Here is a 26,758-nt window from a genome sequence, read left to right as displayed (position 1 = left end):
CTTATAGATTAGCACTAGAACTACCACTTTTTTGTTGCTTAGATCTCGTTCTTATTCATAGGATTGAATAAGTAATTAAAGGGCGATATATGATAGAGTTGTTGTAATTTATAATAATTATTGCTCATAAAGGAACATATATATGTTAGCTAAAACGATGGTCGATCATCTAAATGCACAAATTAACCTAGAATTTTTCTCATCTAATCTATACTTACAGATGAGTGCTTGGTGTGAAGATAAAGGTTTTGATGGTGCTGCATCATTTTTCCGTGCTCATGCAACCGAAGAGATGGAGCACATGCAGCGTTTATTTACTTATGTAAGTGAGACAGGTTCAGTTCCAATCTTAGGTGCAATCGAAGCGCCACAATCAGAGTTTTCTGGTTTGGGTGATGTATTTCGTACCACGTTGGAACATGAACAAATGATCACACAAGAGATCAATAAACTTGCACATGTGGCGTTTACTTCACAAGATTACTCAACCTTTAATTTCCTTCAGTGGTATGTGGCTGAGCAACATGAAGAAGAGAAATTATTCAAAGGTATTTTAGATAAAATTGATTTAGTAGGTGAAGACGGTAAAGCACTATTCTTTATTGATAAAGATTTAGCTGTTTTAGCAACATCAGGCTCTACATCTATTATGGATAGCACTGCTGGATAAGTATCAATCTTTGCAATGTAGCGGTATACATTTAATGTAATACGTAAGGGTCGTTACTTATTAAGCACACAGACAAGTATGTCAGAGGTGATTATGATAAGTGGCGACCTTATATTATTAGCACTATTTACCGTAACGGGTATTAACATTATTCGTTATTTAAGTACCTTAAAAACTCTTCTTTTTGTGATGCGAGAAGCACACCCTCTGTTGTATCAGCAAATTGATGGACGAGGCTTCTTTACTACTCACGGCAATATTGGTAAACAAACCAAGTTATTTCAATACTTATGGCAAGAAGAATACCTTGATCATCATGACACCCTTTTTGTGTTTAAATGTGAAAAAGCCCGTTATCTATTTATGCTCTCTAGTGCATTATTGCTTGTAAGTGTTGCTGTGTTTTTCTTGGTAATTAATTTGGGCATCTAGCGCTGATAATAGTACACTCCTTGCCAATTGAATTTGGGGTGAGAGTGACATGAAAAAAGTAGACGTAGTGGTTATTGGTGCAGGTGCTGCAGGATTGATGTGTGCAGCAGAAGCCGGTAAGCGAGGGCGTAGTGTATTGGTTGTCGATCATGCCAAAAAGCCAGGCAGAAAAATCCTCATTTCAGGTGGTGGTCGTTGTAACTTTACTAACTACGATGTCACTGCTAATAACTATGTTTGCAAAAATTCACATTTTGTTAAATCAGCGTTATCGCAATATACCAACTGGGACTTTATCTCACTAATTTATAAGTATGAGATTGAGTTTGAAGAGCGCGATCACGGGCAGTTATTTTGTATTGATTCAGCGAAAGAAATTGTCGATATGCTATTAAAAGAGTGTGAATTAGCGGGTGTTAATTACCGATATCGCTGTGAAATTAGTGATATTGAAAAACTGAATTCTGGTTTTAGATTGAAGCTAGATAGCGATATTATTGAATGTGAGTCTTTGGTTGTAGCAACTGGTGGTTTGTCGATGCCTAAATTAGGAGCAACCCCATTTGGTTACCAATTGGCTGAACAATTTGGTTTATCTGTAGTTCCAACTTCTGCGGGTTTAGTGCCATTTACACTTCATAAAGAAGATAAAGAAGCGTTCTCTGATCTATCAGGTATTGCTATTCCTGTCGTAGTTATCTCAGAAAGTGGTGAAAGCTTTAAAGAGAATTTACTGTTTACACATCGCGGTTTATCCGGGCCCTCTATTCTACAAATTTCATCTTATTGGAACGCAGGTCAAAAAGTAATGATAGATCTGTTACCTAATGCCACTTTGTCTGAAGAATTCGATAAAATGAATGAAGCGCATCCAAATCAAAGTGTTAAGAACGCCTTAGCGACGCTATTACCAAAACGAGTGGTTGAAACCTTGTTAAATAATACCGTTTTTCAAGAGCGATCTTTAAAGCAAGTCAATCATAAAGAGAAAGAGCAACTTTGCGCTTTGATCCATCAGTGGAGCATATTACCAAACGGCACAGAAGGCTATCGTACGGCTGAGGTGACACTCGGTGGGGTAGATACCGATGAGCTGTCATCAAAAACGATGGAGTCAAAAAAAATATCGGGTCTGTATTTTATTGGTGAAGTAATAGATGTGAGTGGTTGGTTAGGTGGCTATAACTTCCAATGGGCATGGTCAAGTGGGTACGTTGCAGGAATAAATGCATAGTTAGTTTATTGTTTAAACTATAATCTATGGTTATTTCATTCTATAAAGTGAAGCGTACCTATAGTTCCTTTTCTGTGCATGGTATACTGTAAATGTAGATTAATACTAAGGACTAGATAAACCATGAAAACCATTTCGTTTAGTGTTCAAGATATTGCTCAATTACAAGAAGAATGCGATTCACTATCGATAATTCCGGGATCTTCATGTTTAGTCCAGTTGTTTTCGTCGCAAACAAAGGAAGAGGTTGCGGCGTATTATTCTATCTTAAAAGGCTTATTACCGAATGTCGAAGTAATTGGACTTTGTACTATTCATGCAAGTATTAATGCTTTTATTATCAGTCAATCTACCGTTGTCTCAATTTCATTTTTTGATGATACTAAACTAACTTCAGCCGTCGTTTTTCATTCAGAAAAAGAGCAAGATGTTGGGCATCAATTATTAAGAAAGCTATCTATTAATCAAATAACAAAAAGCTGTATCGCTTTTAGTTGTTCTGGCTCTGCTAGTAATTATCAATTGTTTGATGCTTTTTCGGAAAACCCTTATGTAATCCCTGTTTCTGGTGGAGTATCCGCAAATGCTGGAGAAGGTACTTGGGTCTTTTTAAATGGTCAATTTTACCAAGAACATTTTGTCGCTGTTGCTCTTCACAGTGAATATTTGCAAGTTTGGAATGATGCTTTTATTGAATGGAATCCAATAGGGAAGCGGTTTCGAGTCACTTCTTCTGAAGGTAACATAATAAAAAGTATTGATCATATTCCAGCGTATGAGTTTTATTGTAAGTATCTTGCAGATAGTAACCCTCTTTCTTTACAGCAAATTCAAGCGTTTCCATTAATGTTGCAAGAAAATACAGCTCGTATTATTAATACGGTTGAATCGATAACGGCCGAAGGCTATTTATGCTTTGCTAGTGATATACCTATGGGAGATGAAGTTAGGCTATCTTATTGTCATCCTTCGTTAACTCAAGAGCAGGTGAATCAAGGAGCAATGAAATTAGCTAAAAAGCAGCCTGAATCTATTTTTATTTATAATTGTGAATCGAGAATTGAAAGCAGTTTAGAATCTACAGAACTGAAAACATTTTCAGATATTGGGGTCTGCCAAGGCATGTATGGAATGGGTGAATTCCATCGAGCTCACAATCAACAAATTCTACACCATAGTTTGACCTATTTAGCGTTGAGCGAGTCTCAAGATGTCATTATTGATAATCATTTTTCCCATACACCTCGTTCACACAATTTGACACCGTTGTTTTCATTAATTAAAAACTCTATCCATGACTTGGATACCATGACGTTAGAAATGGAGCAGAAGATTAGTGAGCAATCAATGCGTTTAATTCAAACTTATCGCACTGATCGAAGAACGGGTTTATTGAACCGAACGGTACTTAAAGAGCGTCTGAATCATATATCACAAATGGATCACCTCCTTTCATTTAAGTTAACTAACTTAAGTCAGGTTAATGATAAATATGGTTATCAAGTCGGCGATAAATTATTGCAAGACCTTAGTCTTTATTTACATGAGTATTTAGGTAGCGCGCTTTGTACTGATATTGAGCTTTATAGTATTGGAATTGCAGAGTGGGGTGTAGTTTTCAATAGTGACAAAAAAAGCAATGTCTTACGTAAATATATTATCGATTTTATTGAAGATTTAGAGCATGAAAATTTTGAGCCTTACGGACTAGGTGATGTCGATTACCTTAGCGTTGCAATGTCTGGTGGGTTAATCAGTCGTCGTGATTTTACTAATATTGCCGTTGAAGATTTAATTTTAAAAACGGTTGAAGCTCGTCGGATTGCGATGCGTCGAAATCGTCATCTATGTAATGCCCGCGACTTATTGGATGAAGATCGTTCACGCCAAAATCAGTTAGATTGGTTAACGTGTGTGAACCGTGCTATTTCTCAAAAAGGAGTGTTGGTGTATGGACAGCCTATTTTTGAGGCCAAAACACATAATATTGCATCAACTGAATGTCTTATGCGTATTTGTGAAGATGACCAAGTCTTTGCTCCTGGTCTATTTCTACCTGCAGTTGAAGGTACGCACCTTTACACTCGATTGAGTCGAGCTATGATTGCTCGTTCATTTGAGATAATGCAAACCAATGATTTAAATTTCTCGATAAATCTATCGCCTCAAGATTTAATGAGTGAGAGAACTTTAGAGTTATTAGAATCTTCAATTATTCGTTTAGATAACCCACTACGCGTTGGTTTTGAAGTGCTAGAAACAGAGCAGATTAAAGACTATGGCCGCATGATAGAAATATGTAACCATTTTAAACGTCTTGGTGCGCGTATTATTATTGATGACTTTGGATCTGGTTATTCAAATATTGATGAAATAATGAAACTTGAGCCTCAAGTGATTAAGCTTGATGGTTCTATTATTAAGAATGTTCATCAAGATCGACGCCAACGTCTTATCTCTCAACAAATGGTGCAGCTTTGTCATGCACTAGACGCTAAGGTTGTTGCTGAATTTGTGCATAACAAAGAGGTATGTGACATTGTTGAAGATATGGGTGTAGATTATCTGCAAGGCTACTTTTTAGGTGCTCCAAAATCATTATTGCCTTAATGAATCGATCTCGTTATTTTTTCACATATTTATTTTTTACATAAGAGTGCCCGCTGCGCTCAGCCTGAAAAACAGTTAAAAATTGGTCATAATAATAAGAAAGAGCCTGAGCATTTTCAGGTTCTTTAACCATTTCTAATACTTCAATTCCTGCTTCACAAGTACATAGGTTTCCTTGACTTTGATTACGTCGTAAATGGTAGCAAGAGTCGGTGGAAGCTTGAATTTCTAAACAAGGAAGAGCTTTTAGCCAAGGGCTTTTATTCACCATCTTCTTTGCTTCTTGCCAAGTAGCATCTAACAGAATAAATAGCTGCTTTTTACTTGAATCTCTATGTACCTCATACTCTGAACTCAAGGTCGGAGAGTTACTTGGAAACAATAACCAAGTCTCTGTATCTTCTTGGATAATTTTATTTATTAATGCCTCTGGCTGTTCTTTTCGCTGCCATACATAATGTTGAGAGTTAGGTAAACTATTTAATAAGAGTTTACCTGTATTGGTCAGTTTATTGAGTTCATTTTCATGATATAGCAGTGCAAATTCAACCTGAGAATGTAAGGTGGGTTGGTGGTCACAGATACAGTTATGGGTAAACCCACAGGTGAAGCAAGAGTCCACTGTTTTCATTATTGTTTACTCGAATCTGTTGTTGAATACAGTGTTAGTCCTGCTTGGATCGGAAACGTAACACCATTGACAATTTCTTTTTCAGTGGTGATTTGGTTACCTTGTTTTGAAAAAGTACGTTCTGAGATCATATATTGACGCTGATGACGACTCATTAACACATGTACACCATTAGTGTTTGTTGCTTGCCAGACCCCAGTCTCAACCAATTGAGGTTCATTGGTATTATAATCATATGTCGTTATCGCTGAGTGATCTGGGTTTAGGGTTAAACCAATACGAAGTCCAGAACCTCCAATAGTACTCGTACCTTGGTAGTAATTAGCCCAACTTAATGTAGAGTCTTGAGCTGATAATGTCGCAGCAGCCTTGATATTTTTTTCCTTTAATATCGACTTCTGAACGCCAACCATAGATAGATTCAACCATACTGTCTTTGCAGATGGCTTTTGTCATGGTTAGTGAAAAATCATCAGTTTGATAATGACGTTTATCTACTTTAAAAGAACGACCTACAATTGATTGAGCTTGTTTTGATTTTCCCATTTCAGAGAAAACGAGCTCATTATTAATTACTTGTATTGTCCAAAATGGTTCATTGCCAAACGCTTTAGTTGGCTTAATCGGTTGTCGACAAGAAGGGCCTTCACCTGCTACTAATGTGTTGATTTGAGAGACAACAAAGCGTGCTGGGTAATCATTAGCGAAACCGCCTTTTGGTGGCGCTTCAAAATGACCAATTAACTCTCCATACATCGGTTGGTAAGGAGATGACTGAATCTCATTACTGACTTTCCATTGTTCCGGCTTTAAGTTTATCCAATATTGTTGCTCACTGTTACAAGGTTGAATACTTTGAGATTCATGACCTATAACAACGGTACCACGCAGTGTAAAAGTATGAGGCGTTGTTGATTGATTCTGGTTATCTTCAGATGAATTATTGCTTGCTGTATTTGATGATTGTTGACTACATCCCGAAAAAAATAACAATGTAGTTACTGCCAGTAATGACCTTTTCATTCTATTTTCCTGCATTATTTACGTAAAAGTTAGTATGCCATAGGACAGTAAAAATAAATTGGAATTCACCTTTATCAGAGCTATTGGCAATAAATTAGCGTAAAATAGTAGGGTTATTTTAATAAGCAAAGAGAGCTAAGAAGAATATGAGTTGGAACCTTTCGCCTTCAGACGTATTTAGCGCATCACCCGTTGTTCCTGTTATGGTTATTGAACAATTAGAAGATGCAGTACCAATGGCTCAAGCTTTAGCTGCTGGTGGCATTCATGTATTTGAAGTGACACTACGAACCGCTGTTGCTTTAGAGGCGATTACGGCTATTCGTAAAGCGATGCCACAGGCTCTTGTTGGGGCAGGAACAGTGATCAGTGCTCAACAATATGATCAGGCAGTAGAAGCTGGAGCTAAATTTGTTATCTCTCCAGGGTTTACACCAAGTTTATTAGCGCATGCAAAAACAGCAGATATTCCACTGATTCCAGGTGTTGCTACGCCATCAGAAGTAATCCGTGCGATTGAGTTAGGTTATACTCATCTTAAGTTTTTTCCTGCCAGTGCTTTTGGTGGTCCATCAGTATTGAAAGCGATGGCTGCACCATTGCCACAAGTTCAGTTTTGCCCAACAGGTGGCATTAACCCACAGAATGTTAATGACTATACGGCGTTAGAGTGTGTTGCTACGGTAGGTGGTTCTTGGATGTTACCTAAAGAGGCGATTGTCGCGAAAGATTGGGCTGAAGTGACAAGACTTGCGAAAGAAGCGGTTGAGTTGATTAAGTAAGAATTGAGAGACTAGAAGCTATACGCTTCGCTAACTAGATACTATAAGAGCAAAAGAATATTGCTTTTGCCCTTATAGAAGCGAAGCGTTCTAGTTTCTAGTTTCTAGTTTCTAGTTTCTAGTTTTAGCGCTTAGCTGCTATTTCACGCAATGCTTGCTTCTCTGCATCAGACAAGAAAGCCAGATCCAAACCATTAATTTGAATTTGGCGAAGCTGCTCTTGAGTTAGGCCAACCTTCGGTGCCGCCACTTCATATTCATAAGGAAGTTCAATCCCTTCAACAGCAGGATCATCCGTATTCAGACAAACCTTAACACCGTGAGCAAGGAAGGTTTTGATAGGGTGAGATTCAAACGAAGCAACCGTACTTGTTTGGATATTTGATGTTAAGCAAGACTCAATGCCGATATTGTTCTTCGCTAAGAATTCCATCAATTTAGGGTCTTCAATGGCTTTAACACCGTGACCGATACGTACTGCACCAAGCTCATTGATTGCTTGCCACATACTTTCTGCACCAGCAGCTTCCCCAGCGTGTACCGTTACACGAAGACCAGCGTCACGAACTTGTTTGAAGTGAGTAACAAAGCGATCACCAGGCTGACCCAGTTCATCACCGGCTAAATCGATTGCAACTAATTTATTCTTTTGGGTTAGAAGGCCATCAAGTTCTTGCTGACAAGCATCTTGACCAAAAGTACGGCTCATAATACCGATAAGATTAGTTTTTACACCGAAGTCTTTACTACCAGCCTCAACACCATCAACGATTGCCTCAACAACGCCTGCAATAGGTAAGTTGTGTTTCATCGCCATGTAGTATGGAGAGAAACGTAATTCTGCATAGTCAATTTGTGCATTCATTGCATCTTGTACATTTTCATAGGCAACACGACGACACGCATCAAGATCACCAAGAACCGCAACACCCCAATCTAATTTTGATAGGAAGGCAACTAGACTCGGTTCTGCTTCAACGATTTGAACATGTGGGCGTAGAGCCTCAAGATCGTAAGCAGGTAACTCAAGGCCAAACTTTTGGCCTAAGTCTAGAATAGTTTCAATACGAATATTGCCATCAAGGTGACGGTGAAGATCCGTAAGAGGGAGTGTTTTAGTTATCATAGTGAACGATTCCTACAAAGAAGACTGAATGCGCATAAATATTACAAATGAGTATAGAGAGTAGTAGTAGTTATGTCAGTAATAAAACAGGTGAAAACCGCGCAATTTTAGCGATTGCGTTACAATGTTTACTTATTCTGTTGGCCATTCACTTAGTGGAAGAGGCCTACTGTAAAGAAATCCTTGAGCGTGATCATACTTTAATCCAGCTAAGAGTTCGGCTTGTTCTTGAGTTTCAATCCCTTCAGCTACAAGAGTGATGTCAAAACCTCTTGTCATATTATAAACCGCAGCAGCAATAGAAGAATTGATGTTATCAGCAGTGAGATCTTTAATGAAAGATCGATCTACTTTAAGTACATCAAAAGGTAATTTATGAATATAAGCTAATGAAGAGTAGCCTGTGCCAAAATCATCAATTGCTATTTGGATGCCTAAATCTCGAATTTTTTGCATCGTGTTAAGTGTGCAGTTATCGTGATTTACTAAGCGTGATTCTGTTAGCTCTAACGTTAAATTATTTGCGGGCATGTGTGTTTCTTCAAGAATCGATTCTAATTCTTGTAAAAAGTTATCTTGTGTTAATTGGCAAACAGATAGATTCACATGCATGTGAAAATCTTTAGACCATAGGCCGCTATTAATGCGACTAACGGTATCTACACATGCTTGAGTAAGGATTTGTGCCCCAATAGGGATGATCATGCCATTTTCTTCAGCAAGAGGAATAAAATCTAAAGGTGAGACCATCCCACGCTGTGGATTTATCCAGCGAACAAGAGCTTCTGCACCAATAATATTGCCAGTTTTTACATCAATAATCGGTTGATAAAATGGCACCATTTCCTTGTTCTTAATTGCCGATGAAAGCTCTGCCGTAATATGAGCTTTATGTCGTGAAGCTTCGGCCATTTCTGGAGTATACAGAGAGTGTTGTAAGCTATTCTTTTTCGCTTGGCCAAGAGCAATGCTTGCATTTCTTAACCACATGGTCATTGAATCACAGCTTAAATCACCGTAAACCAAACCGATAGATATTGAAATAAAAGTCGGGTTTGACGTGATGTGAAAAGGGGTCATAAAGCAGGCTTGGACATCAACAGCGTGTTGTTTTAGTTGCTCAATCTCGTCTAATTCAGAGAAGAAAATCGTAAACTCATCGCCGCCAACGCGTGCAATGGCAATATTGGGATGGTTAAAGCTAGACTGTAATCGTTCTGTAATTCGTTGAAGTAATTGATCGCCTTTTAAGATCCCTTGACTATCATTAATGTCTCGGAAATTATTAATACCGACCAATAATACTCCTTGCTCTTTATCTGCTTGATCTTTAACCATGATGCGACTTTCTTCAATAAGGCCTTGTCGACTTAATGCTTGAGTCAGAGGGTCTAAGGTAATTTGTTTTCGCATGATATCAAAAGTTGATTGTAGCTTTTTGGTCATATCATTAAACGCGTTAATCAACAATGTAGTTTCGTAAATACTGCCATTGTCTTCAACGTTACTTCCCCAGTTACCACTTGCAATATTTCGGGCTGCATTTGCTGTCGTAAAAATAGGTTTTGTCACTTGTGTAATAAAGTAAATCCCTACTACTAATCCAGAGAGGGAAAGTAATACACCAAAAAATAGCCCTTTACGCTGCTCTTGCTTAAGTTGTCCTAGTAAATCACTTTCAGAAATTGTGATGACAATATACCAATCTAAACCATTACTACCGCGATAAGGGGTAACTTGACTAAAATAACGCTCTTCATTGTATGAAAAGCAAAAGGTTTCGATTTTGTTTGTTTTACTTAGCTGGTTTTTATTGATGTATTCAGCACTTTTTTGAATCGCAATATCTGAGCTTTCTGTTGCGAATAAGCGAGATCCTACAGCGGTTCTTGGGGTTCCGAGGGAAATAATGCTTCCAACATTGGAGTGAGCTATCAGACGTTCCTGATTGTCGATTAGATAGATTGCTCCTTTGGTTTGTTTTGTTTCTTGATGTAAAAATTGATTGAAAGAATCTAATTTAATATCTGCAGCAAACACACCGATAAAATCAGTATCATAAAAAACAGGATGTATTGTAGACATGGTAATGTCTTTTCGTTCATCTGCATTGGTGTAAATTTTAGACCAAGAAGGTTGAAGGGTATCTGCCGCAGGAGTGTACCAAGGACGTTGGCGAGGATCATAATCTCTTATGATAGAGCGTATGTCATCGGATATTTTATTGCCGCGATAAATAATTAAATCATCGCCAGTTCTTTTATCTTGCACCATAAGAGAGAGTCCACTATTACTCTCTCGACGAAAGCCAATGTACTCTTTTTGCTCCCCACCAAATGAGAGAACATCCATCTGTTTTAAATTTTGGTATAAACCAGAAAAGCTATGCTCTAGGTAGGCTTGTATTTCTTTTGTATTATTAGGTTGATACATTTGGTAACGCTGAATTTGGTCAACCATATTTTTTACGGCAACCAAGGGCTCTTCTAGGAAAAAATTAAGATCAGCGTGAGTGTTTTGAGTATATGACGTTAATATTTTACCGCTGACATCATCAACCAGTTTCTCATAGCTATTATTTTGGGTGTAGAAAACTACGCTTAGTGTTAACAGCAAAACAGTAATAAAGGGCAATATCCAGGGCAAGATCACGAATGTTTTTTAATCAATTAAACGATCGATTTGACGATCAGATTTACCTGTGATCATATACCTCCTTTAACGAGGAGAATTCGATGCACATTGACCATTTTAAAGAACACTTTCATGAAATAACAGACCAAAGACAAGGTGCAAAAGTAACCTATTGCCTTTTTGAAGTTCTATTCGGCTCAATGTGTGCTGTTATTGCAGGAGCAAAAGGCTGGTTTGATATTAGAGAATACATTCTTGGTCATCACGCTTGGTTTGAACGTAATGGTATGTTTTTAAATGACATTCCTGTCGATGATACGATTGCTAGGATTGTTTCAAATATTGAACCAGAGCAATTTCATCAATGCTTCGTCTCTTGGATGTCTTCAGTGCATTCTTTAACTCAAGGCCAAGTCGTTGCTATTGATGGCAAGACACTTCGTGGCTCTTATGATCGAGACGACCGCTCAAGTACTATCCATATGGTGAGTGCTTACGCCTCTTCAAACAAATTGGTTTTAGGGCAGTTAAAAACAGAGCAAAAAAGTAATGAAATAACAGCTATTCCAGAGCTTATTAAGATGCTTGATATTAAAGGCGCATTAGTGACTATTGATGCCATGGCATGCCAAACGGCAATAGCCAAAGTCATAATAGATAAGGGCGCAGACTACTTATTAGCAGTAAAAAACAATCAAGGCTCGCTACGCAAATCTGTTGAAAAAGCATTTTCAAATCAACGCTCTACAGTAAACAAACTCATTAACCTTGAGCAAGGTCATGGCCGTATTGAATCACGTCAAAGTTATGTATTACCAAGTACAGCTCTAGAAGGTAACTTTTCTCGTTGGAAAGGCTTAAAAAGTATCATCATGATTGAAAGCTTTCGTGCCATTAAAGGAAAACAGCCCAGTCTAGAATATCGTTATTACATTAGCTCAAAAGAATTAAGTGCAGAGCAAGCAGCAGTGGCGGTCAGAGAGCATTGGGGGATCGAATCAATGCACTGGGTACTCGATGTCAGCATGAATGAAGATGCTTGCTCTATATTCAAAGATAATGGTGCCGAAAACCTTTCCTGCTTACGACACATGAGCTTGAACATGCTCAGAGCTGAGCCCACAAAACTGAGTATCGTGGGTAAACAAAAGCGATGCATGATGAATACTTCAATGCTTGAATCTGTTTTAACGGCAGGTTTTTTCTCAGAGGTTAAAATTTAACCACTCATGCGGTTGCCCTGGGGCAATATCACTGCGGTTCTTAAAGAAAACTGTGTTTTAGTGGGCGTATTATTCATAAAGCTCTATTTATACTATATCGTTCTGTTTGGGATTATAGACGATTATTTGTGCTTAGCTGTAATTATTTCCATTTTATGTATTTATATCTTCCAATACTTATCGGCAATCAAGTTAAAAGCTTTAAGTAAACGTTGGTGTAGTAAATAGCCTATTCTAATTCCTTTAACTTACGAGTTAGTGTATTACGGCCCCAGCCTAGTAATTTTGCTGCGTCCTGTTTATGGCCGTGGGTATGATGCAGTGCTTTTTCTAATAAAATGCGTTCTACATTTGGAATTACTTTATTCAATATATTGGCTTCTCCTTGGCTCAATTGTGCTTCAACCCAGTGACTGAATTGGGTTTGCCAATCGTCATCATTACGTTGAATTGATGTACTCGCTGAGGAAAACAGCTCTGGAGGGAGATCAGCAGGCAGAACTTCTTGACTACTGGCCATTACCGTTAGCCAGCGGCAGGTATTTTCGAGTTGTCTTACATTGCCGGGCCATTCGCACAGGCTTAGTGTTTTACTCGCTTCTTTACTGAGTGCTTTACATTCAACCCCCAAATCTTTTGACGCTAAATGCAAGAAATGTTCGGCTAGTTTGGCAATGTCTTCTTGGCGCTCTCGAAGGGCTGGAATATGGACTCGAATTACATTTAGACGATGAAATAGATCTTCACGAAATCGACCATTATCCACCAGTTGTTCGAGGTTTTGATGAGTTGCCGCAATAATTCGTACATCAACTTGAACAGGCGAGTGACCCCCAACGCGATAAAATTGCCCATCAGCTAAAACACGGAGCAAGCGGGTTTGAATATCTAGTGGCATATCACCGATTTCATCTAGAAATAAGGTTCCGCCATTGGCTTGTTCAAATCGACCTTTACGGACGGAATTTGCTCCCGTAAATGCCCCTTTTTCATGACCAAACAGCTCGGATTCAATTAAATCTTTAGGGATCGCAGCCATATTCAGGGCTATGAACTCATTGTTTGCTCGTGGACTGTGGCGATGCAGTGCGTGAGCAACCAATTCTTTACCGGTTCCTGATTCACCATTAATAAGTACTGAGATCGATGAGCGAGACAAGCGACCAATGGCGCGAAATACCTCTTGCATAGCAGGTGCTTCACCAATGATTTCGGGAACATGATGCTCTTTTGTTGGTTTGGTGTTACTTTGTTTTTTTTGCTCTTGGCTATGAGCGAGAGCGCGTTCAACTAATGTGAGAGCTTCATCAATATCAAAGGGTTTTGGTAAATATTCAAATGCCCCTTTTTGATACGCACTGACTGCAGCGTCTAAATCGGAATGTGCCGTCATGATGATCACGGGTAATTCTGGGTAGTTTTCTTGGACATGATTCAATAGTGATAAACCATCCATCCCTGGCATACGAATGTCCGATATAATTACATCTGGCACATTACGCTCTAATGCTTGAATCACACTTTCAGCATCACCAAAGCTTTCACACATCATATTGGTACTGGTTAGTGTTTTTTCTAATACCCAGCGAATAGAGCTGTCATCATCAACAACCCAAATAAATCCTTTACTCATAAAATATTACTCCGTAATCCACTTATAAAGCGTATTTATTGTGGTGATTATTTTTATTATTTAAGTGGAAGGTAAACCGTAAATACTGTTTTTCCTGGCCAGCTGGTGACATCAATCTTACCGTTGTGTTGGTCTATCAAGTTTTGTGAAATTGAGAGCCCCAGACCAGTACCTCCCTCGCGTGCGCTGACCATGGGGTAAAATAAAGTATCTTGGATATGACTTGGAATACCAGGCCCATTATCGATAATTTCTATTTTAGCGGCGAGTCGATGGCGTTGACCATAGATATTGGTTTGGTAATCAGTACGAGTTCGTAGAGTTATAATTCCGTCAGGTTGATCTTTTAAAACTTCAGCGGCATTACTTACGATATTCAAAATCGATTGCTCTATCTGTTCTGCGTCCATATTAAAATCAGGCAAACTAGGGTCGTAATCACGTTGTATCTTTATGTGATAGCTAGGATTTAACTCAATTAATTGACGAACTTTTTCAATTATCGCGTGCAAATTTTCAGGCTTTTTTTGCCCCAACTTTTGTGGACCGAGTAGGCGGTCTACTAGGTTACGTAATCGATCCGCTTGCTCAATAATAATCTGAGTATATTCATGAAGATCAGGGTTTGACAGCATACGCTCTAGTAGTTGCGCTGCACCGCGTAAGCCCCCAAGAGGATTTTTAATTTCATGAGCGAGACTACGAACCAATACTTTTGCTGCTTGTTGTTGAGCATGTTGATTGATCTCTTGTGATAAGCGACGCTGCTGCTCTATTTGACGAATTTCTATTAGTAAATAGAGTGTCTTGTCGATGACAATAGGGCTAGAGGTAACTTCTACATAGAGAGAGCGACTCTCTATCATAATACGAACATCACTATCAGTGACACTTTGTCCTGTATTGAGTGGCAGCATTAGCGTAGAGAGGTCAAAGTGTGAGTGGTGGAATAGAGTATCAAAGGAGTGTTGAGCCATGCGTTGAGCACTTTGAGAAAATAGTTGCTCAGCAGCAGGATTTGCGTAATGAATCTGACGCAAGTCATCCAGTAGTACTATCGCAGTAACTTGGTGTTCAAGTAACTGTGTTGAAAAATCCATCGTCAATGCCATCATCCTTATAGCAAAATATCAACTGCACCATAATGGTGCATCATACCCTGCTTTTTAGATGGGAACTATGATAATTCCTTTAATTCGAAGAAGGTCGATGTAGATATATGGTAATAATAGGAGATGATGCAATTCTCTTGCCGTCTTTTTTCGCGACAACGGTAATAAGGTGAGTACCTCTATCTATATTTGTAAGTTTCCATTCAGTCGTTGTTTGAGGTAAACCATAAGGAGATCCGTCGAGCATAAGTTGTAATTTTTCATCTATGGCAAGTTTTCGAGTTAACTCAGTTAGAACCATTATGTGGCCACGAGAACTACGGATTGTTTCCTCTTGCACTAAATTACTTATTGTCACCTCCAGCTTGGTTTTTTTTGCTTCACTTGATGCCTTTGTCTTCTTCTTGGTATTTGATTTTTTCGCGCTGCTTGGTTTATTTACAGGGATCTCTTCTATCGATTCAGATTCTAATGAAAGAGCCTTTGATGAAATATGACTTGGAGGTGCTGAATCACTGAAGTGCCTTGTTCCATCACTGTCTTCCCAAGTGTAAACGGTATTTGCAAGGCTTGATGCTGAAAGTAAAATAAGAGGTATCAATAATTTATAAGGCATAGCGCTACCATAGATTTGATTTTATGATCTCATAACGATACCGCAGAAATGAAATCTAATTGAAAACATAAAGGAAAGAAAACAGAAGAGAGTGTTGCTTGTAAATGACTTTTTGCCAATATAAAAAAGGCTCGCCTGTGAAGCGAGCCTAAAAAATAATATCTTACTAGCACTCAGCTAATAATGAGTACTAGTAGGGAGATATGAAATTATACTGAGTAGTACATTTCAAACTCAAGTGGGTGAACAGCAGTGTTGATAGCTTCAACATCTTGAGCTTTAAGAGCGATATAAGAATCAATAAAGTCACTAGAGAATACACCACCAGCGGTTAAGAACTCGCGATCTTCATCAAGTGCTTTTAGGGCGATATCTAGAGATTCCGCAACTGTTGGGATTTCTGCTGCTTCTTCCGCTGGAAGGTCATACAGATCTTTATCCATTGCTTCACCTGGGTGAATTTTGTTCTTAATACCGTCAAGGCCAGCCATCAGCATTGCTGAGTAACATAAGTATGGGTTAGCCGCTGGGTCACCAAAACGAACTTCGATACGACGTGCTTTCGGGCTTGGTACCACAGGGATACGGATAGAAGCAGAACGGTTACGCGCAGAGTATGCCAGCATAACAGGTGCTTCAAAACCAGGAACAAGACGTTTGTATGAGTTAGTTGATGGGTTAGCAAATGCGTTGATTGCACGAGCGTGTTTGATGAATGCCACCGATGTAGTAGATAGCCATTTCAGATAGGCCGCCGTACTTATCGCCAGCAAATAAATTCTGACCATCTTTATTCAGTGACATGTGAACGTGCATGCCTGAACCGTTATCGCCAACCAATGGTTTTGGCATGAAAGTCGCTGTTTTACCGTAAGCGTGAGCTACGTTATGAACAACATACTTATAGATTTGAGTCTCATCAGCTTTTGTTGTTAGCGTATTGAAGCGAGTTGCGATCTCATTTTGACCCGCAGTTGCTACTTCGTGGTGATGCGCTTCAACTACAAGACCCATTTCTTCCATGATTAAACACATAGCAGAACGGATATCTTGAGATGAATCAACAGGAGCTACTGGGAAGTAACCGCCTTTAACGCCAGGACGGTGACCTTTGTTGCCGCCTTCGTATTCAGTGCCTGAGTTCCATGCAGCTTCGATATCATCAATCTTAAAGAAAGAACCTGACATATCAGTGTTAAAGCGAACATCATCAAATAGGAAGAACTCTGGTTCAGGACCGATCAAAACAGTATCAGCAATACCCGTTGCACGTAGGTACTCTTCAGAACGTTTTGCGATTGAGCGTGGGTCACGATCGTAACCTTGCAATGTTGCAGGCTCAAGAATGTCACAACGAATGTTTAGGGTTGGGTCAGCTGTGAATGGGTCAAGTACAGCACTTGCTGCATCTGGCATCATTACCATGTCAGATTCGTTAATGCCTTTCCAGCCAGCGACTGAAGAACCATCAAACATTTTACCTTCTTCAAAAAAGTCGGCGTCAACTTGGTGAGAAGGAATTGAGATATGTTGTTCTTTACCTTTTGTATCGGTAAAGCGTAAATCAATAAATTTTACTTCGTTCTCTTGGATTAGAGCTAATACGTTTTCTACTGACATGTAGGATAACCTCCGGTGTTATAATTTAATATTGGCCAGCTAAGCTGTTATTTACTATATAGCTAGAACTATGCCAAAAGTAATAATCCTTTAATATTAACAGCTTACTTCTTTATTTTTATCTGTGGCTAGTGATTTTGCACCAACTTGATCTCTCTTTGCACTATTTTGGTGCACAAAGGCAAGGTAGAGCAGATAAAAAATAAATCGCCATTAATTACTTCTAACTGCTATTCAGCAGTGAAATGGAAAGTTTGTCAATAAAATTTCAACATGAAATTCATTTAATAATAAAGACATAACTTATAAGATATTGATAAATTTATTCTTTTGTTTTTTAGCCAAAAAAATAAAGTAGAAAGAATAACGGTTCAATTTTTTACTAGTTTGGTTGTTTTTACGTCGCTTTTGTGGACTAAATTAAAAAAAATCAAAAATAATTGTGTCTTCAATCACATATTTCGTGGGTTTTGCTCTAAAATCTGTTAAATTATTGACCGTTTTTAAACCAAAGTAGCGCCAATGGTGGCTCTACACGTTCTGAGTGAATTTGAATCCATGTCTACTCCACAACTTGATAAACTAAGAAATATCGCAATTATTGCGCACGTTGACCACGGTAAAACAACTTTGGTTGATAAATTACTCCAGCAATCAGGTACGCTTGAATCTCGTGGTGAAGCTGAAGAGCGCGTCATGGACTCGAACGATATCGAAAAAGAACGTGGTATCACGATCCTTGCTAAAAACACAGCAATTACTTGGAACGATTACAACATCAACATCGTAGATACTCCTGGACACGCCGATTTCGGTGGTGAAGTTGAGCGTATTATGTCTATGGTTGATTCAGTTCTACTTATCGTAGATGCTGTTGACGGTCCAATGCCTCAAACGCGTTTCGTAACGCAAAAAGCATTCGCACACGGTCTTAAACCAATCGTTGTAATCAACAAGGTTGACCGTCCAGGCGCACGTCCTGAGTGGGTTATGGATCAAGTATTTGATTTATTCGATAACCTAGGCGCAACTGATGAACAACTAGACTTTAAAGTTGTTTACGCTTCTGCACTAAATGGTTGGGCTAACGCTGAATCAGAAGAAGAAACTGAAAACATGGAATCTTTATTCCAAGCGATCGTTGACGGTGTTGATGCACCAGTTGCAGATCGTGAAGGTGACTTCCAAATGCAAATTTCTCAACTTGATCACAACGCATATGTTGGTGTTATCGGTGTTGGTCGTATTACACGTGGTAGCGTTAAAGTTAACCAAGCGGTTACAATTATCGGTGCTGACGGTAAAGAACGTAAAGGCAAAATTGGTCAAGTACTAGGTTACTTAGGTCTTGAGCGTCATGATGTTGAAGTTGCTGAAGCGGGTAACATTGTTGCAATCAGTGGTTTAGGCGAGCTTAAAATTTCTGATACTGTTTGTGCGCAAAACAATGTTGAAGCATTGCCGCCACTAACTGTTGATGAACCAACAGTGACAATGACTTTCCAAGTAAACAACTCACCATTCTGTGGTAAAGAAGGTAAATTCGTTACTTCACGTAACATCCTTGAGCGTTTACAAAAAGAACTAGTACACAACGTTGCACTTAAAGTTGAAGAAACTGGTGATCCGGATAAATTTAAAGTATCTGGTCGTGGTGAACTTCACCTAGGTATCTTAATTGAAAACATGCGTCGTGAAGGTTTCGAGCTAGCAGTATCTCGTCCTGAAGTTATCGAACGTATGGTAGATGGTCAACTAATGGAACCGTTTGAAACGGTAACAATCGATGTAGTTGAAGAGAACCAAGGCGCGGTAATGGAAAGTATCGGTGTTCGTAAAGGCGAATTAACTGATATGGCACCAGATGGTAAAGGCCGTGTTCGTATGGACTTTATGATGCCTTCACGTGGTCTTATCGGTTTCCAAACTGAATTCATGACAATGACTTCTGGTTCTGGTCTTATCTACCACGCATTTGATCACTACGGTCCTCACAAAGGCGGCACAATTGGTCAACGTAAAAATGGTGTACTAATTTGTAACCAAGCTGGTAAAGCTGTTACTTATTCACTATTCTTCCTACAAGATCGTGGCCGTTTATTCTTAGGTCACGCTACAGAAGTATACGAAGGTCAAATCATCGGTATTCATAACCGTGCAAATGACCTTACAGTTAACTGTATCCGTGGTAAGCAACTTACTAACGTTCGTTCTTCTGGTACTGATGAAGCGCAAACGCTTTCTCCTTTCATCGATTTGACTCTTGAGCAAGCTCTTGAATTCATCGACGTTGATGAGCTAGTAGAAGTGACACCAGTAAGCATTCGTATCCGTAAGAAACTACTTACAGAGAACGATCGTAAGCGTGCAGGTCGTGCTCCTAAGTAATTAGATGAAGTGTTGATTTAACGCAGTTAAATCGCAAATCAGATAAAAAATTTAAATCCCTTTGTAGGCAACTACAAAGGGATTTTTTTTATCTGTTATGATTAACAGCAGATAGATATTTTTAAAGAGTGGATAAATGGAAGAAAAAATAAAACACAAGCTAAGGATTAGCTGGTCATACTTTTTATTTTTAAAGCAACGGATTATTCATGACAGGCTGACTGTTAGTGCTGGTTATATGGCTTACATTACGTTGCTATCATTAGTGCCTTTGATTACCGTATTACTTTCAGTGCTTTCTCAATTTCCTATTTTTTCAGGAGCAGGAGAGACAGTCCAAGCATTTGTGATTCAAAATTTTGTTCCTGCTGCTAGTGATGCTGTTGAATCCAGCTTAAATGAATTCATAGCAAACACGGGTAAGATGACAGCGGTTGGTTCTGGATTTTTATTTGTGGCAGCAGTCATGTTGATATCTTCCATAGATAAGAACCTCAATTATATTTGGCGAGTAAAGCAAGGGCGTCGCACCATATATTCTTTTTCTCTCTATTGGATGATAATTACGTTAGGACCTTTGTTGGTAGGGGCGAGTATTGCAACTACATCTTACCTAACGTCTTTAAAAATCATGGATGATGAAATTGTCTCTAGTTTTTATCGGACTTTATTAGGTTGGTTGCCTATCATATTGTCATTCTCTGCATTTGTTGGATTGTATTTATTAGTCCCCAATAAAAAAGTACGCGTGAGTCATGCCTTGATTGGGGCGATGTCAGCGGGCTGTTTATTTGAAGTGAGTAAAGTCGGTTTTGCTCACTACATTACGCAATTCCCGTCTTACCAAGTCATTTATGGAGCGCTTGCCGCGGTACCTATCTTATTCGTGTGGGTTTATTTATGCTGGATTATTGTGCTTCTAGGTGCAGAGATTACCGCCAGCTTAGGCGAGTTTGATGGATGGTTAGCAGGAGATATGAGCATAGATATACTTGAATCAGACATTGACGTATTAACAGAGCAGCAAGGATTTATTAAAAGTGATAGCACTGATCCAGAGAGTAAGTGAAGCCGCAGTAAAAGTTGACGGTGAGATCACCGGTGAGATTAATCAAGGGTTATTAATTTTACTTGGTGTAGAGAGAGAAGATGATGAAGCCAAAGCAAAACGCTTAATGGAACGAGTTTTAACGTATCGAATTTTTGAAGACGATGGCGGTAAGATGAACTTAAATGTGCAACAAGTGAATGGTAGTGTGTTGGTAGTTTCGCAATTTACGTTACCAGCAGATACAAAGAAGGGTACTCGTCCAGGCTTCTCTAAAGGCGCGCATCCAGCAGAAGCTGAGCGCTTGTATGATTACTTTTCAGATTTATGTGAAGGGCAAATAAATACACAAAGAGGCCGTTTTGCGGCGGACATGAAGGTGTCGTTAGTGAATGATGGGCCTGTGACGTTTTGGTTGCAGGTTTAAGAGTAGGGATGATGAAAAGCGAGGCTATACGCTTCGCTGACTAGAGACTATAAGAGCGAGTGTGTTGATGTGGTTAGTTTTTTAGGTTTCAGGAGAAGAACTAGAAACTATACGTTTTACTAACTAGATCGCTTCGCTTCTATAAGAGCAAAAACGAAAGAACAGAATTTAGTTTGCTTTGCTTGCAGAGTGATTGCTTTTGCTCTTCCTGACGCCTGAACTCTCGCTTTTTGCTCTTATAGTCTCTAGTTAGCGCAGCGTATAGTATCTAGTCTCACCACGATTACCCCCTGAACTCTGAAAGGGAGCTTGCGACCGATCTGAACTCTGCTCTAATTTTTATAAAAGGATTTATATGTTTCGACTGATCACCCCAACCACAGAGGCTGAACTAAAAGCCTACTACCATTTCCGTTGGCAAGTATTACGTGAACCTTGGCGTCAGCCCGTCGGTTCAGAGCGTGATGCCTATGATGATATGAGTCAGCATCGAATGATCTTAGATGGTCGAGGTCAACCGATAGCCGTAGGTCGATTATATTTAACTCCCGATAATGACGGTCAAATTCGTTATATGGCGGTTTCTTCTCATTATCGAGGGAAAGGCATAGGCGCACTGATAATGGTCGCTTTAGAGTCTTATGCGCGCCAGGAAGGTGCAAAGCGATTAGTATGTAATGCACGAGAAGAGGCAATTCCCTTTTATATTCGTAATAGATTTGAAAATCAAGGTGAACTTAGTGATGAGCGTGGTCCGATCCGCCATCAACAAATGCTTAAACAGCTTGATCCTCTTGCTGATGTTTTACGTCGCCCAGATTGGTGTGCAGAACTGCAAAATCGTTGGGAAAATGAAATTCCAATCAGTGACAAAATGGGCATTAAAATTACCCAATATACAGGCTATCGATTTGAAGTCAGTGCCGTTTTAAATGCCAACCTTAATCCTCACAACACCATGTTTGCAGGCAGCATATTTACCATGGGAACGCTCACTGCATGGGGAATGGTGTGGTTACTTCTCAAAGAGCGTGGTTTGGATTCGGCTAGCATTATGTTAGTTGATAGTCATATTCGTTATCGTCAGCCGATTATTGAAAATCCGAAAGGAATTACCTCGTTGAATTGCTTGCAAGGGGATTTTGATCGCTTGAAATCAGGTAAGCGAGCGAGAGTCAAAGTGACGGTTGCTTTGTGTAATGGTGACACGCCTGCGGCTGAGTTTTCAGGAACGTTTATGTTGATGAGAAACTAGAAACTATACGTGTTACTAACTAGACCGCTTCGCTTCTATAAGAGCAACAGCAAGAGCTGAATTCAGAACGCTACGCTTGCAGAGTTCAGAGGGACCTCTCTTGCTTTTATAGTTTCTAGTTAGCGCAGCGTATAGAGTCTAGATGTTTACTCTTATTTCGCCTGCATCGCTGCCCACCACGCTTCATCCGCAACAATCTGTCCTGTGCCATCTAATTGAGGGTAAGGCAGTTTCTTACGCTTTGCGACACGAGCAAGTACAGGGTGGCCACGTTCAAACAAGACATTATTAATATACTCTGCTGGCAACGCACTCTCTTCACGGTCATACATCCCCGCTAAATCACGCTGACGCTGTGCTTCATATAAAATCAAGGCACTGGCAACAGATACATTTAAAGACTGAACCATACCGACCATAGGAATGATAATGTCATGGTCTGCCATTGCTAATGCTTTCTTGCTGATGCCCGTTTTTTCACTACCCAGGATGATAGCTGTTGGTTTGGTGTAATCGATTTCACGAAAATCAACCGCAGTATCAGACAAGTTAGTCGCAAGGATCTGCATGCCTTGGCCCTTTAAAACCGCAAAAGCATCATCAATGTTTTTATGTGTTTCTACTTCCACCCAATTACGAGCGCCCGCAGAGGTATGAGACAAGGTTTTCATTTGTTCAGTTGGCCAAACCGCATGGACTTTGTGTACACCAGTGGCGTCAGCAGTACGAATAATCGCTGAGACGTTATTGGGTTTATGCACTTCTTCTAAGCAAAGTGTAAGGTCAGTTTGACGAGATTTTAATACAGAAGTAATTCGTTGATAGCGTTCTAGGTTCATGATTTTAATTTCTTGAGATTGGTGAGAGGGGCTAGGAATAAGTAAGGGTAAGCGAGCTATACGCTGCGCTGACTAGAAACTAGACCGCTTCGCTCCTATAAGAGCAAAAGCAAACCGAGGTCTGCTTTTGCTTTTCTTTGAAACCTGCAAGCGTAGCGTCCTGAAACCTAATAACTCACCACGCTAACTATATCGGCACTTATAGTCTCTAGTTAGCGTAGCGTATAGTTTCTAGTTCTTATGTCTACGAACTTTAAGTGCATGTGGCATAACACGAATACGACGCATGATTTCCGCTAAGTGCGTGCGATCTTTTGTCGTTAATTCAACGGTCACCGTATATAAGCGACCGTCTTTTTCTTCGGTTGTGATACCACGGATATTAGACCCCGTACCAGCAATCACATTAGCTAAATCTGCTAATGCACCTTGGTGATTTTGAATGTCAATATCCAGAGCTGTTGCAAATTCTTGATCGAATTCATCAGCCCATTCAACGCCCATGTACTTATCTAATTCTTTCTGATAACCACGAACGTTCGCACAGTCTTCCATATGAACCACAAGACCACGGCCAGGACTCACGTGAGCAATAATATGATCACCAGGAATAGGGCGACAACAGTTTGCAAATGTCAGTAAGATACCATCAGCGCCACGGATAGGTAATTTCTTACCCGTCGATGTCTCAATATTCGATGAGTTTTGTTCTGTCAGCTCATCGGCATCACCAAGTAATCGGCGTGCAACGACAATACTCATTAACTCGCCTAAACCAATAGCTGCTAACAAATCGTCTTGTGTCGCTAATTTTAGATCTGATAAAACATGAATCATGTTCTCTTCAGTAATATCATCTAAAGAGACATTATGACCTAATGCGTGATTAAGTAGACGGCGACCTAAAATCACAGAATCTTCTTTACGCATGGTTTTTAGGACTTGGCGGATCTTAGTTCGTGCTTTTGAGGTCACCACATAGTTTAGCCAAGCCGCATTTGGACGAGCACCTGGAGCACTAATGATCTCAACTGTTTGACCGCTCTTAAGTGGTTTACTTAGAGGGTAAGGCTGACGGTTAACACGAGAGCCAACACAACTATTGCCAACATCAGAGTGAACCGCGTACGCGAAATCAACCGCTGTTGCACCCACAGGCAATTCAAAAATACGGCCTTTTGGTGTGAATACGTAAATTTCATTCGGGAATAAATCCGATTTTACGTTTTCAATAAATTCAAATGAGCTACCTGCACTTTGTTGCAGTTCAAGTAAGCTTTGCATCCAACGCTGAGCGCGGATCTGTGCCGTAGTACTTGAGTTATCACCCTCTTTGTACGACCAGTGTGCAGCTACACCTTTATTCGCCATTTGTTCCATATCTTCAGTGCGGATCTGAACTTCAACAGGGACACCGTGAGGGCCAACCATTGAGGTATGAATAGATTGGTAACCATTGGCTTTTGGTACAGCAATGTAATCTTTAATACGACCAGGGCGAGGTTTATAGATACTATGAACCTGACCTAATGCACGATAACAAGTATCGACATTGTCAGTAATGACTCGGAACGCATAGATATCCATAATGGTATGGAAACGCTGTTCTTTGTTTTTCATCTTATGATAAATAGAGAACAGGTTTTTCTCTCGGCCCAATACTCGTCCTTTAATACCAGCTTCTGCAAGGCGGCCTTCAATTTCGGAATGGATTTTTTGGATCATCTCTTTACGGTTACCACGAGCCGACTTTACTACTTTCTTCAATACACGATAGCGATTTGGGTAAAGGGCTTCAAAACCTAACTCTTCAAGTTCAGTTTTAATATTGTGGATACCAAGGCGATGAGCCAAAGGAGAGAAAATTTCTAAGGTTTCACGGGCAATACGGCGGCGTTTATCGGGGCGTAGAGCACCCAATGTACGCATATTATGAGTACGGTCAGCAAGTTTGATCAAAATAACGCGGATGTCTTGCACCATCGCCATGACCATTTTTCGGAAGTTTTCAGCCTGTGCTTCTTTTTTATCGCGGAACTTAAGTTTGTCCAGCTTAGAAACACCATCCACTAATTCGGCAACAGTTTCGCCAAATTGCTCTGCTAGCTCTTCCTTGCTAACTTCAGTGTCTTCAATAACATCGTGAAGCAGTGCAGCCATTAGCGTTTTATGGTCGAGTCGCATTTCTGCAAGAATTCGAGCCACCGCTACTGGATGAATGATATAAGGTTCGCCACTTGAGCGAGTTTGCCCTTCATGGGCTTCTTTTGCTACCAGATAAGATCGACGAAGAGCCTCAATGTGAGGCTCTGGCAGGTAATCTTTGGCAACATCTTTCAGGCTATCGAATAAATCCAAACTTCGCCCCGTCAGGTATGCTGTAATTTACAATCTATAATGGATTATAAAGATTAACGATTGTGTGTGATTGAGCTAACTGCTGCTAGTTCTGCGGCATCTTGCTCTTGTTGCTCTTGACGTTCACGAGCATCAAGTAGATCTTTTGTGATCAGGCCTTCTTCAATTTCACGAAGAGCGATAACAGTTGTTTTATCGTTCTCTTCAGGCACTAGCGCATCTTTACCACCAGTTTGCATTTGACGTGCGCGACGAGATGATACTAAAACAAGGTCGAAACGGTTGCCGATTTTCTCAACTGCGTCTTGAACGGTTACACGTGCCATGAGGACTCCAATTTATTAACAAAAATAGTTATATGATGAGAAAGTATACAAGTAACCCGTATAAGTTTCTAGATAGGGTTATAAGATACTCATAGAAATAAAAGAAATTAGTCAGCTAATAGAGCTTCTAACATGCCTTTGTATTTCATAGTTTGTTTATCTTGCTTTAAGCGCTCTGCACGAATAATTGAACGAAAGTCCATTTGTGCAGTATCAAAATCATCATTAATGATCACATAGTCGTATTCACTATAGTGAGATATTTCTGATTTTGCTTCACTCATGCGCTTAGCAATAACAGCATCGCTGTCTTGACCACGTGCATTTAAGCGTCGTTCTAATTCCCCATTTGATGGAGGAAGAATAAATACGCTTTTTGCTAAAGGCATTTGTTCACGAATTTGACGGGCACCTTGCCAATCAATATCTAAGAACACATCAATGCCTTTATCAAGAGTATCTTCGATCCAAACACGAGAAGTTCCGTAATAATTACCAAATACTTCTGCGTATTCTAAAAATTCATTTTTTTCAATTAGCTCTTCAAAATGCTCTTTCTGAATAAAGTGATAATGCACCCCATCAGATTCTCCTGGACGCATACCGCGAGTAGTATGAGACACCGAGACCTTCATAGCATAAGTTGGGTTGCTTTCTAACAGTGCCGAGATCAAACTCGACTTACCAGCACCACTTGGCGCTGACACAATATAAAGTGTACCTTTACTCATGATAGATTCTCTTGGGAGTTATGGCATTGCTCTTTAAATT

General features: G+C 39.7%; 22 protein-coding genes and 1 pseudogene. 10 read left to right on the top strand and 13 right to left on the bottom strand.

Annotation, left to right across the window (positions count from 1 at the left end):
• Positions 1–142: 142 nt before the first annotated feature.
• From ftnA to ACU5DF_RS18345, 4 genes are all read left to right on the top strand, one after another.
• Positions 143–670 carry a non-heme ferritin gene (gene ftnA / locus ACU5DF_RS18360; RefSeq protein ID WP_045100906.1) on the top strand — a complete coding sequence of 176 codons (528 nt, stop codon included), beginning with the start codon at positions 143–145 and terminating at the stop codon, positions 668–670.
• Positions 671–763: 93 nt separating this feature from the next.
• Complete coding sequence (gene uspB, locus ACU5DF_RS18355) at positions 764–1,102, top strand: universal stress protein UspB (protein WP_045100907.1); 339 nt, start codon at positions 764–766, stop codon at positions 1,100–1,102.
• 49 nt (positions 1,103–1,151) lie between these two features.
• Complete coding sequence (locus ACU5DF_RS18350; protein ID WP_446713810.1) at positions 1,152–2,336, top strand: BaiN/RdsA family NAD(P)/FAD-dependent oxidoreductase; 1,185 nt, start codon at positions 1,152–1,154, stop codon at positions 2,334–2,336.
• A gap of 123 nt (positions 2,337–2,459) precedes the next feature.
• A complete protein-coding gene (locus tag ACU5DF_RS18345; protein WP_446713809.1) occupies positions 2,460–4,946 on the top strand; it encodes a bifunctional diguanylate cyclase/phosphodiesterase in 2,487 nt (828 codons plus the stop codon).
• A 13-nt stretch (positions 4,947–4,959) separates the two neighbouring features.
• Here the strand turns inward: ACU5DF_RS18345 and ACU5DF_RS18340 are convergent, their stop codons facing one another.
• From ACU5DF_RS18340 to ACU5DF_RS18330, 3 genes are read right to left on the bottom strand one after another with little or no spacing between them, the layout of a single operon-like run.
• Positions 4,960–5,577, bottom strand: a complete 618-nt coding sequence (locus tag ACU5DF_RS18340; protein ID WP_446713808.1) for a tRNA-uridine aminocarboxypropyltransferase — start codon at positions 5,575–5,577, stop codon at positions 4,960–4,962.
• Positions 5,577–5,990, bottom strand: a complete 414-nt coding sequence (locus ACU5DF_RS18335; protein ID WP_446713807.1) for a COG3650 family protein — start codon at positions 5,988–5,990, stop codon at positions 5,577–5,579. The genes ACU5DF_RS18340 and ACU5DF_RS18335 overlap by 1 nt, the downstream gene beginning before the upstream one ends.
• A complete protein-coding gene (locus tag ACU5DF_RS18330; protein ID WP_446713806.1) occupies positions 5,899–6,600 on the bottom strand; it encodes a COG3650 family protein in 702 nt (233 codons plus the stop codon). The genes ACU5DF_RS18335 and ACU5DF_RS18330 overlap by 92 nt, the downstream gene beginning before the upstream one ends.
• A gap of 146 nt (positions 6,601–6,746) precedes the next feature.
• Here ACU5DF_RS18330 and ACU5DF_RS18325 point away from each other — a divergent pair, with 146 nt between their 5' ends.
• Positions 6,747–7,382, top strand: coding sequence for a bifunctional 4-hydroxy-2-oxoglutarate aldolase/2-dehydro-3-deoxy-phosphogluconate aldolase (locus ACU5DF_RS18325; protein ID WP_446713805.1), 636 nt, complete (start codon positions 6,747–6,749; stop codon positions 7,380–7,382).
• A 124-nt stretch (positions 7,383–7,506) separates the two neighbouring features.
• Here ACU5DF_RS18325 and add read toward each other — a convergent pair whose 3' ends face one another.
• Both add and gepA read right to left on the bottom strand, forming a co-directional pair.
• A complete protein-coding gene (gene add, locus ACU5DF_RS18320) occupies positions 7,507–8,508 on the bottom strand; it encodes an adenosine deaminase (protein ID WP_446713804.1) in 1,002 nt (333 codons plus the stop codon).
• A 132-nt stretch (positions 8,509–8,640) separates the two neighbouring features.
• Complete coding sequence (gepA, locus tag ACU5DF_RS18315) at positions 8,641–11,160, bottom strand: phosphodiesterase GepA (protein WP_446713803.1); 2,520 nt, start codon at positions 11,158–11,160, stop codon at positions 8,641–8,643.
• Between the two features lie 83 nt (positions 11,161–11,243).
• Here gepA and ACU5DF_RS18310 point away from each other — a divergent pair, with 83 nt between their 5' ends.
• Positions 11,244–12,365, top strand: coding sequence for an ISAs1 family transposase (locus ACU5DF_RS18310; protein WP_446711344.1), 1,122 nt, complete (start codon positions 11,244–11,246; stop codon positions 12,363–12,365).
• A gap of 229 nt (positions 12,366–12,594) precedes the next feature.
• Here ACU5DF_RS18310 and glnG read toward each other — a convergent pair whose 3' ends face one another.
• The 4 genes and pseudogenes from glnG to glnA all read right to left on the bottom strand — a co-directional run bounded on the left by glnG (position 12,595) and on the right by glnA (position 17,346).
• Positions 12,595–13,998, bottom strand: coding sequence for a nitrogen regulation protein NR(I) (gene glnG, locus ACU5DF_RS18305; protein ID WP_446713802.1), 1,404 nt, complete (start codon positions 13,996–13,998; stop codon positions 12,595–12,597).
• A 56-nt stretch (positions 13,999–14,054) separates the two neighbouring features.
• Positions 14,055–15,110 carry a nitrogen regulation protein NR(II) gene (gene glnL / locus ACU5DF_RS18300; protein ID WP_446714273.1) on the bottom strand — a complete coding sequence of 352 codons (1,056 nt, stop codon included), beginning with the start codon at positions 15,108–15,110 and terminating at the stop codon, positions 14,055–14,057.
• A gap of 79 nt (positions 15,111–15,189) precedes the next feature.
• Positions 15,190–15,726, bottom strand: a complete 537-nt coding sequence (locus ACU5DF_RS18295; RefSeq protein ID WP_446713801.1) for a DUF4124 domain-containing protein — start codon at positions 15,724–15,726, stop codon at positions 15,190–15,192.
• A 209-nt stretch (positions 15,727–15,935) separates the two neighbouring features.
• Positions 15,936–17,346, bottom strand: a pseudogene (gene glnA, locus ACU5DF_RS18290) (glutamate--ammonia ligase).
• 558 nt (positions 17,347–17,904) lie between these two features.
• On the opposite strand from glnA, the gene typA reads away from it, so the two are divergent.
• From typA to ACU5DF_RS18270, 4 genes are all read left to right on the top strand, one after another.
• Positions 17,905–19,734, top strand: a complete 1,830-nt coding sequence (typA, locus tag ACU5DF_RS18285) for a translational GTPase TypA (RefSeq protein WP_446713800.1) — start codon at positions 17,905–17,907, stop codon at positions 19,732–19,734.
• Positions 19,735–19,870: 136 nt separating this feature from the next.
• A complete protein-coding gene (locus ACU5DF_RS18280; RefSeq protein ID WP_446713799.1) occupies positions 19,871–20,803 on the top strand; it encodes a virulence factor BrkB family protein in 933 nt (310 codons plus the stop codon).
• Entirely contained in the window at positions 20,775–21,209 is a 435-nt protein-coding gene (gene dtd / locus ACU5DF_RS18275) for a D-aminoacyl-tRNA deacylase (RefSeq protein ID WP_446713798.1), read from the top strand. Before ACU5DF_RS18280 ends, dtd begins: the two co-directional genes overlap by 29 nt.
• A 355-nt stretch (positions 21,210–21,564) precedes the next feature.
• Positions 21,565–22,464, top strand: a complete 900-nt coding sequence (locus ACU5DF_RS18270; RefSeq protein WP_446713797.1) for a bifunctional GNAT family N-acetyltransferase/hotdog fold thioesterase — start codon at positions 21,565–21,567, stop codon at positions 22,462–22,464.
• A gap of 152 nt (positions 22,465–22,616) precedes the next feature.
• On the opposite strand, the gene trmH is transcribed toward ACU5DF_RS18270, so the two are convergent.
• The 4 genes from trmH to gmk all read right to left on the bottom strand — a co-directional run bounded on the left by trmH (position 22,617) and on the right by gmk (position 26,718).
• Positions 22,617–23,303, bottom strand: coding sequence for a tRNA (guanosine(18)-2'-O)-methyltransferase TrmH (trmH, locus tag ACU5DF_RS18265; protein ID WP_446713796.1), 687 nt, complete (start codon positions 23,301–23,303; stop codon positions 22,617–22,619).
• Positions 23,304–23,534: 231 nt separating this feature from the next.
• Complete coding sequence (gene spoT, locus ACU5DF_RS18260) at positions 23,535–25,661, bottom strand: bifunctional GTP diphosphokinase/guanosine-3',5'-bis pyrophosphate 3'-pyrophosphohydrolase (RefSeq protein WP_446713795.1); 2,127 nt, start codon at positions 25,659–25,661, stop codon at positions 23,535–23,537.
• A gap of 53 nt (positions 25,662–25,714) precedes the next feature.
• Positions 25,715–25,987: a DNA-directed RNA polymerase subunit omega gene (rpoZ, locus tag ACU5DF_RS18255; protein ID WP_045100923.1), complete on the bottom strand. Its 273-nt coding sequence runs from the start codon at positions 25,985–25,987 to the stop codon at positions 25,715–25,717.
• Positions 25,988–26,094: 107 nt separating this feature from the next.
• Positions 26,095–26,718, bottom strand: coding sequence for a guanylate kinase (gene gmk / locus ACU5DF_RS18250; RefSeq protein ID WP_446713794.1), 624 nt, complete (start codon positions 26,716–26,718; stop codon positions 26,095–26,097).
• Between the last annotated feature and the right edge of the window lie 40 nt (positions 26,719–26,758).

Source organism: Aliivibrio wodanis (assembly GCF_052920805.1).
This window is presented reverse-complemented; position numbering and strand designations above follow the sequence as displayed.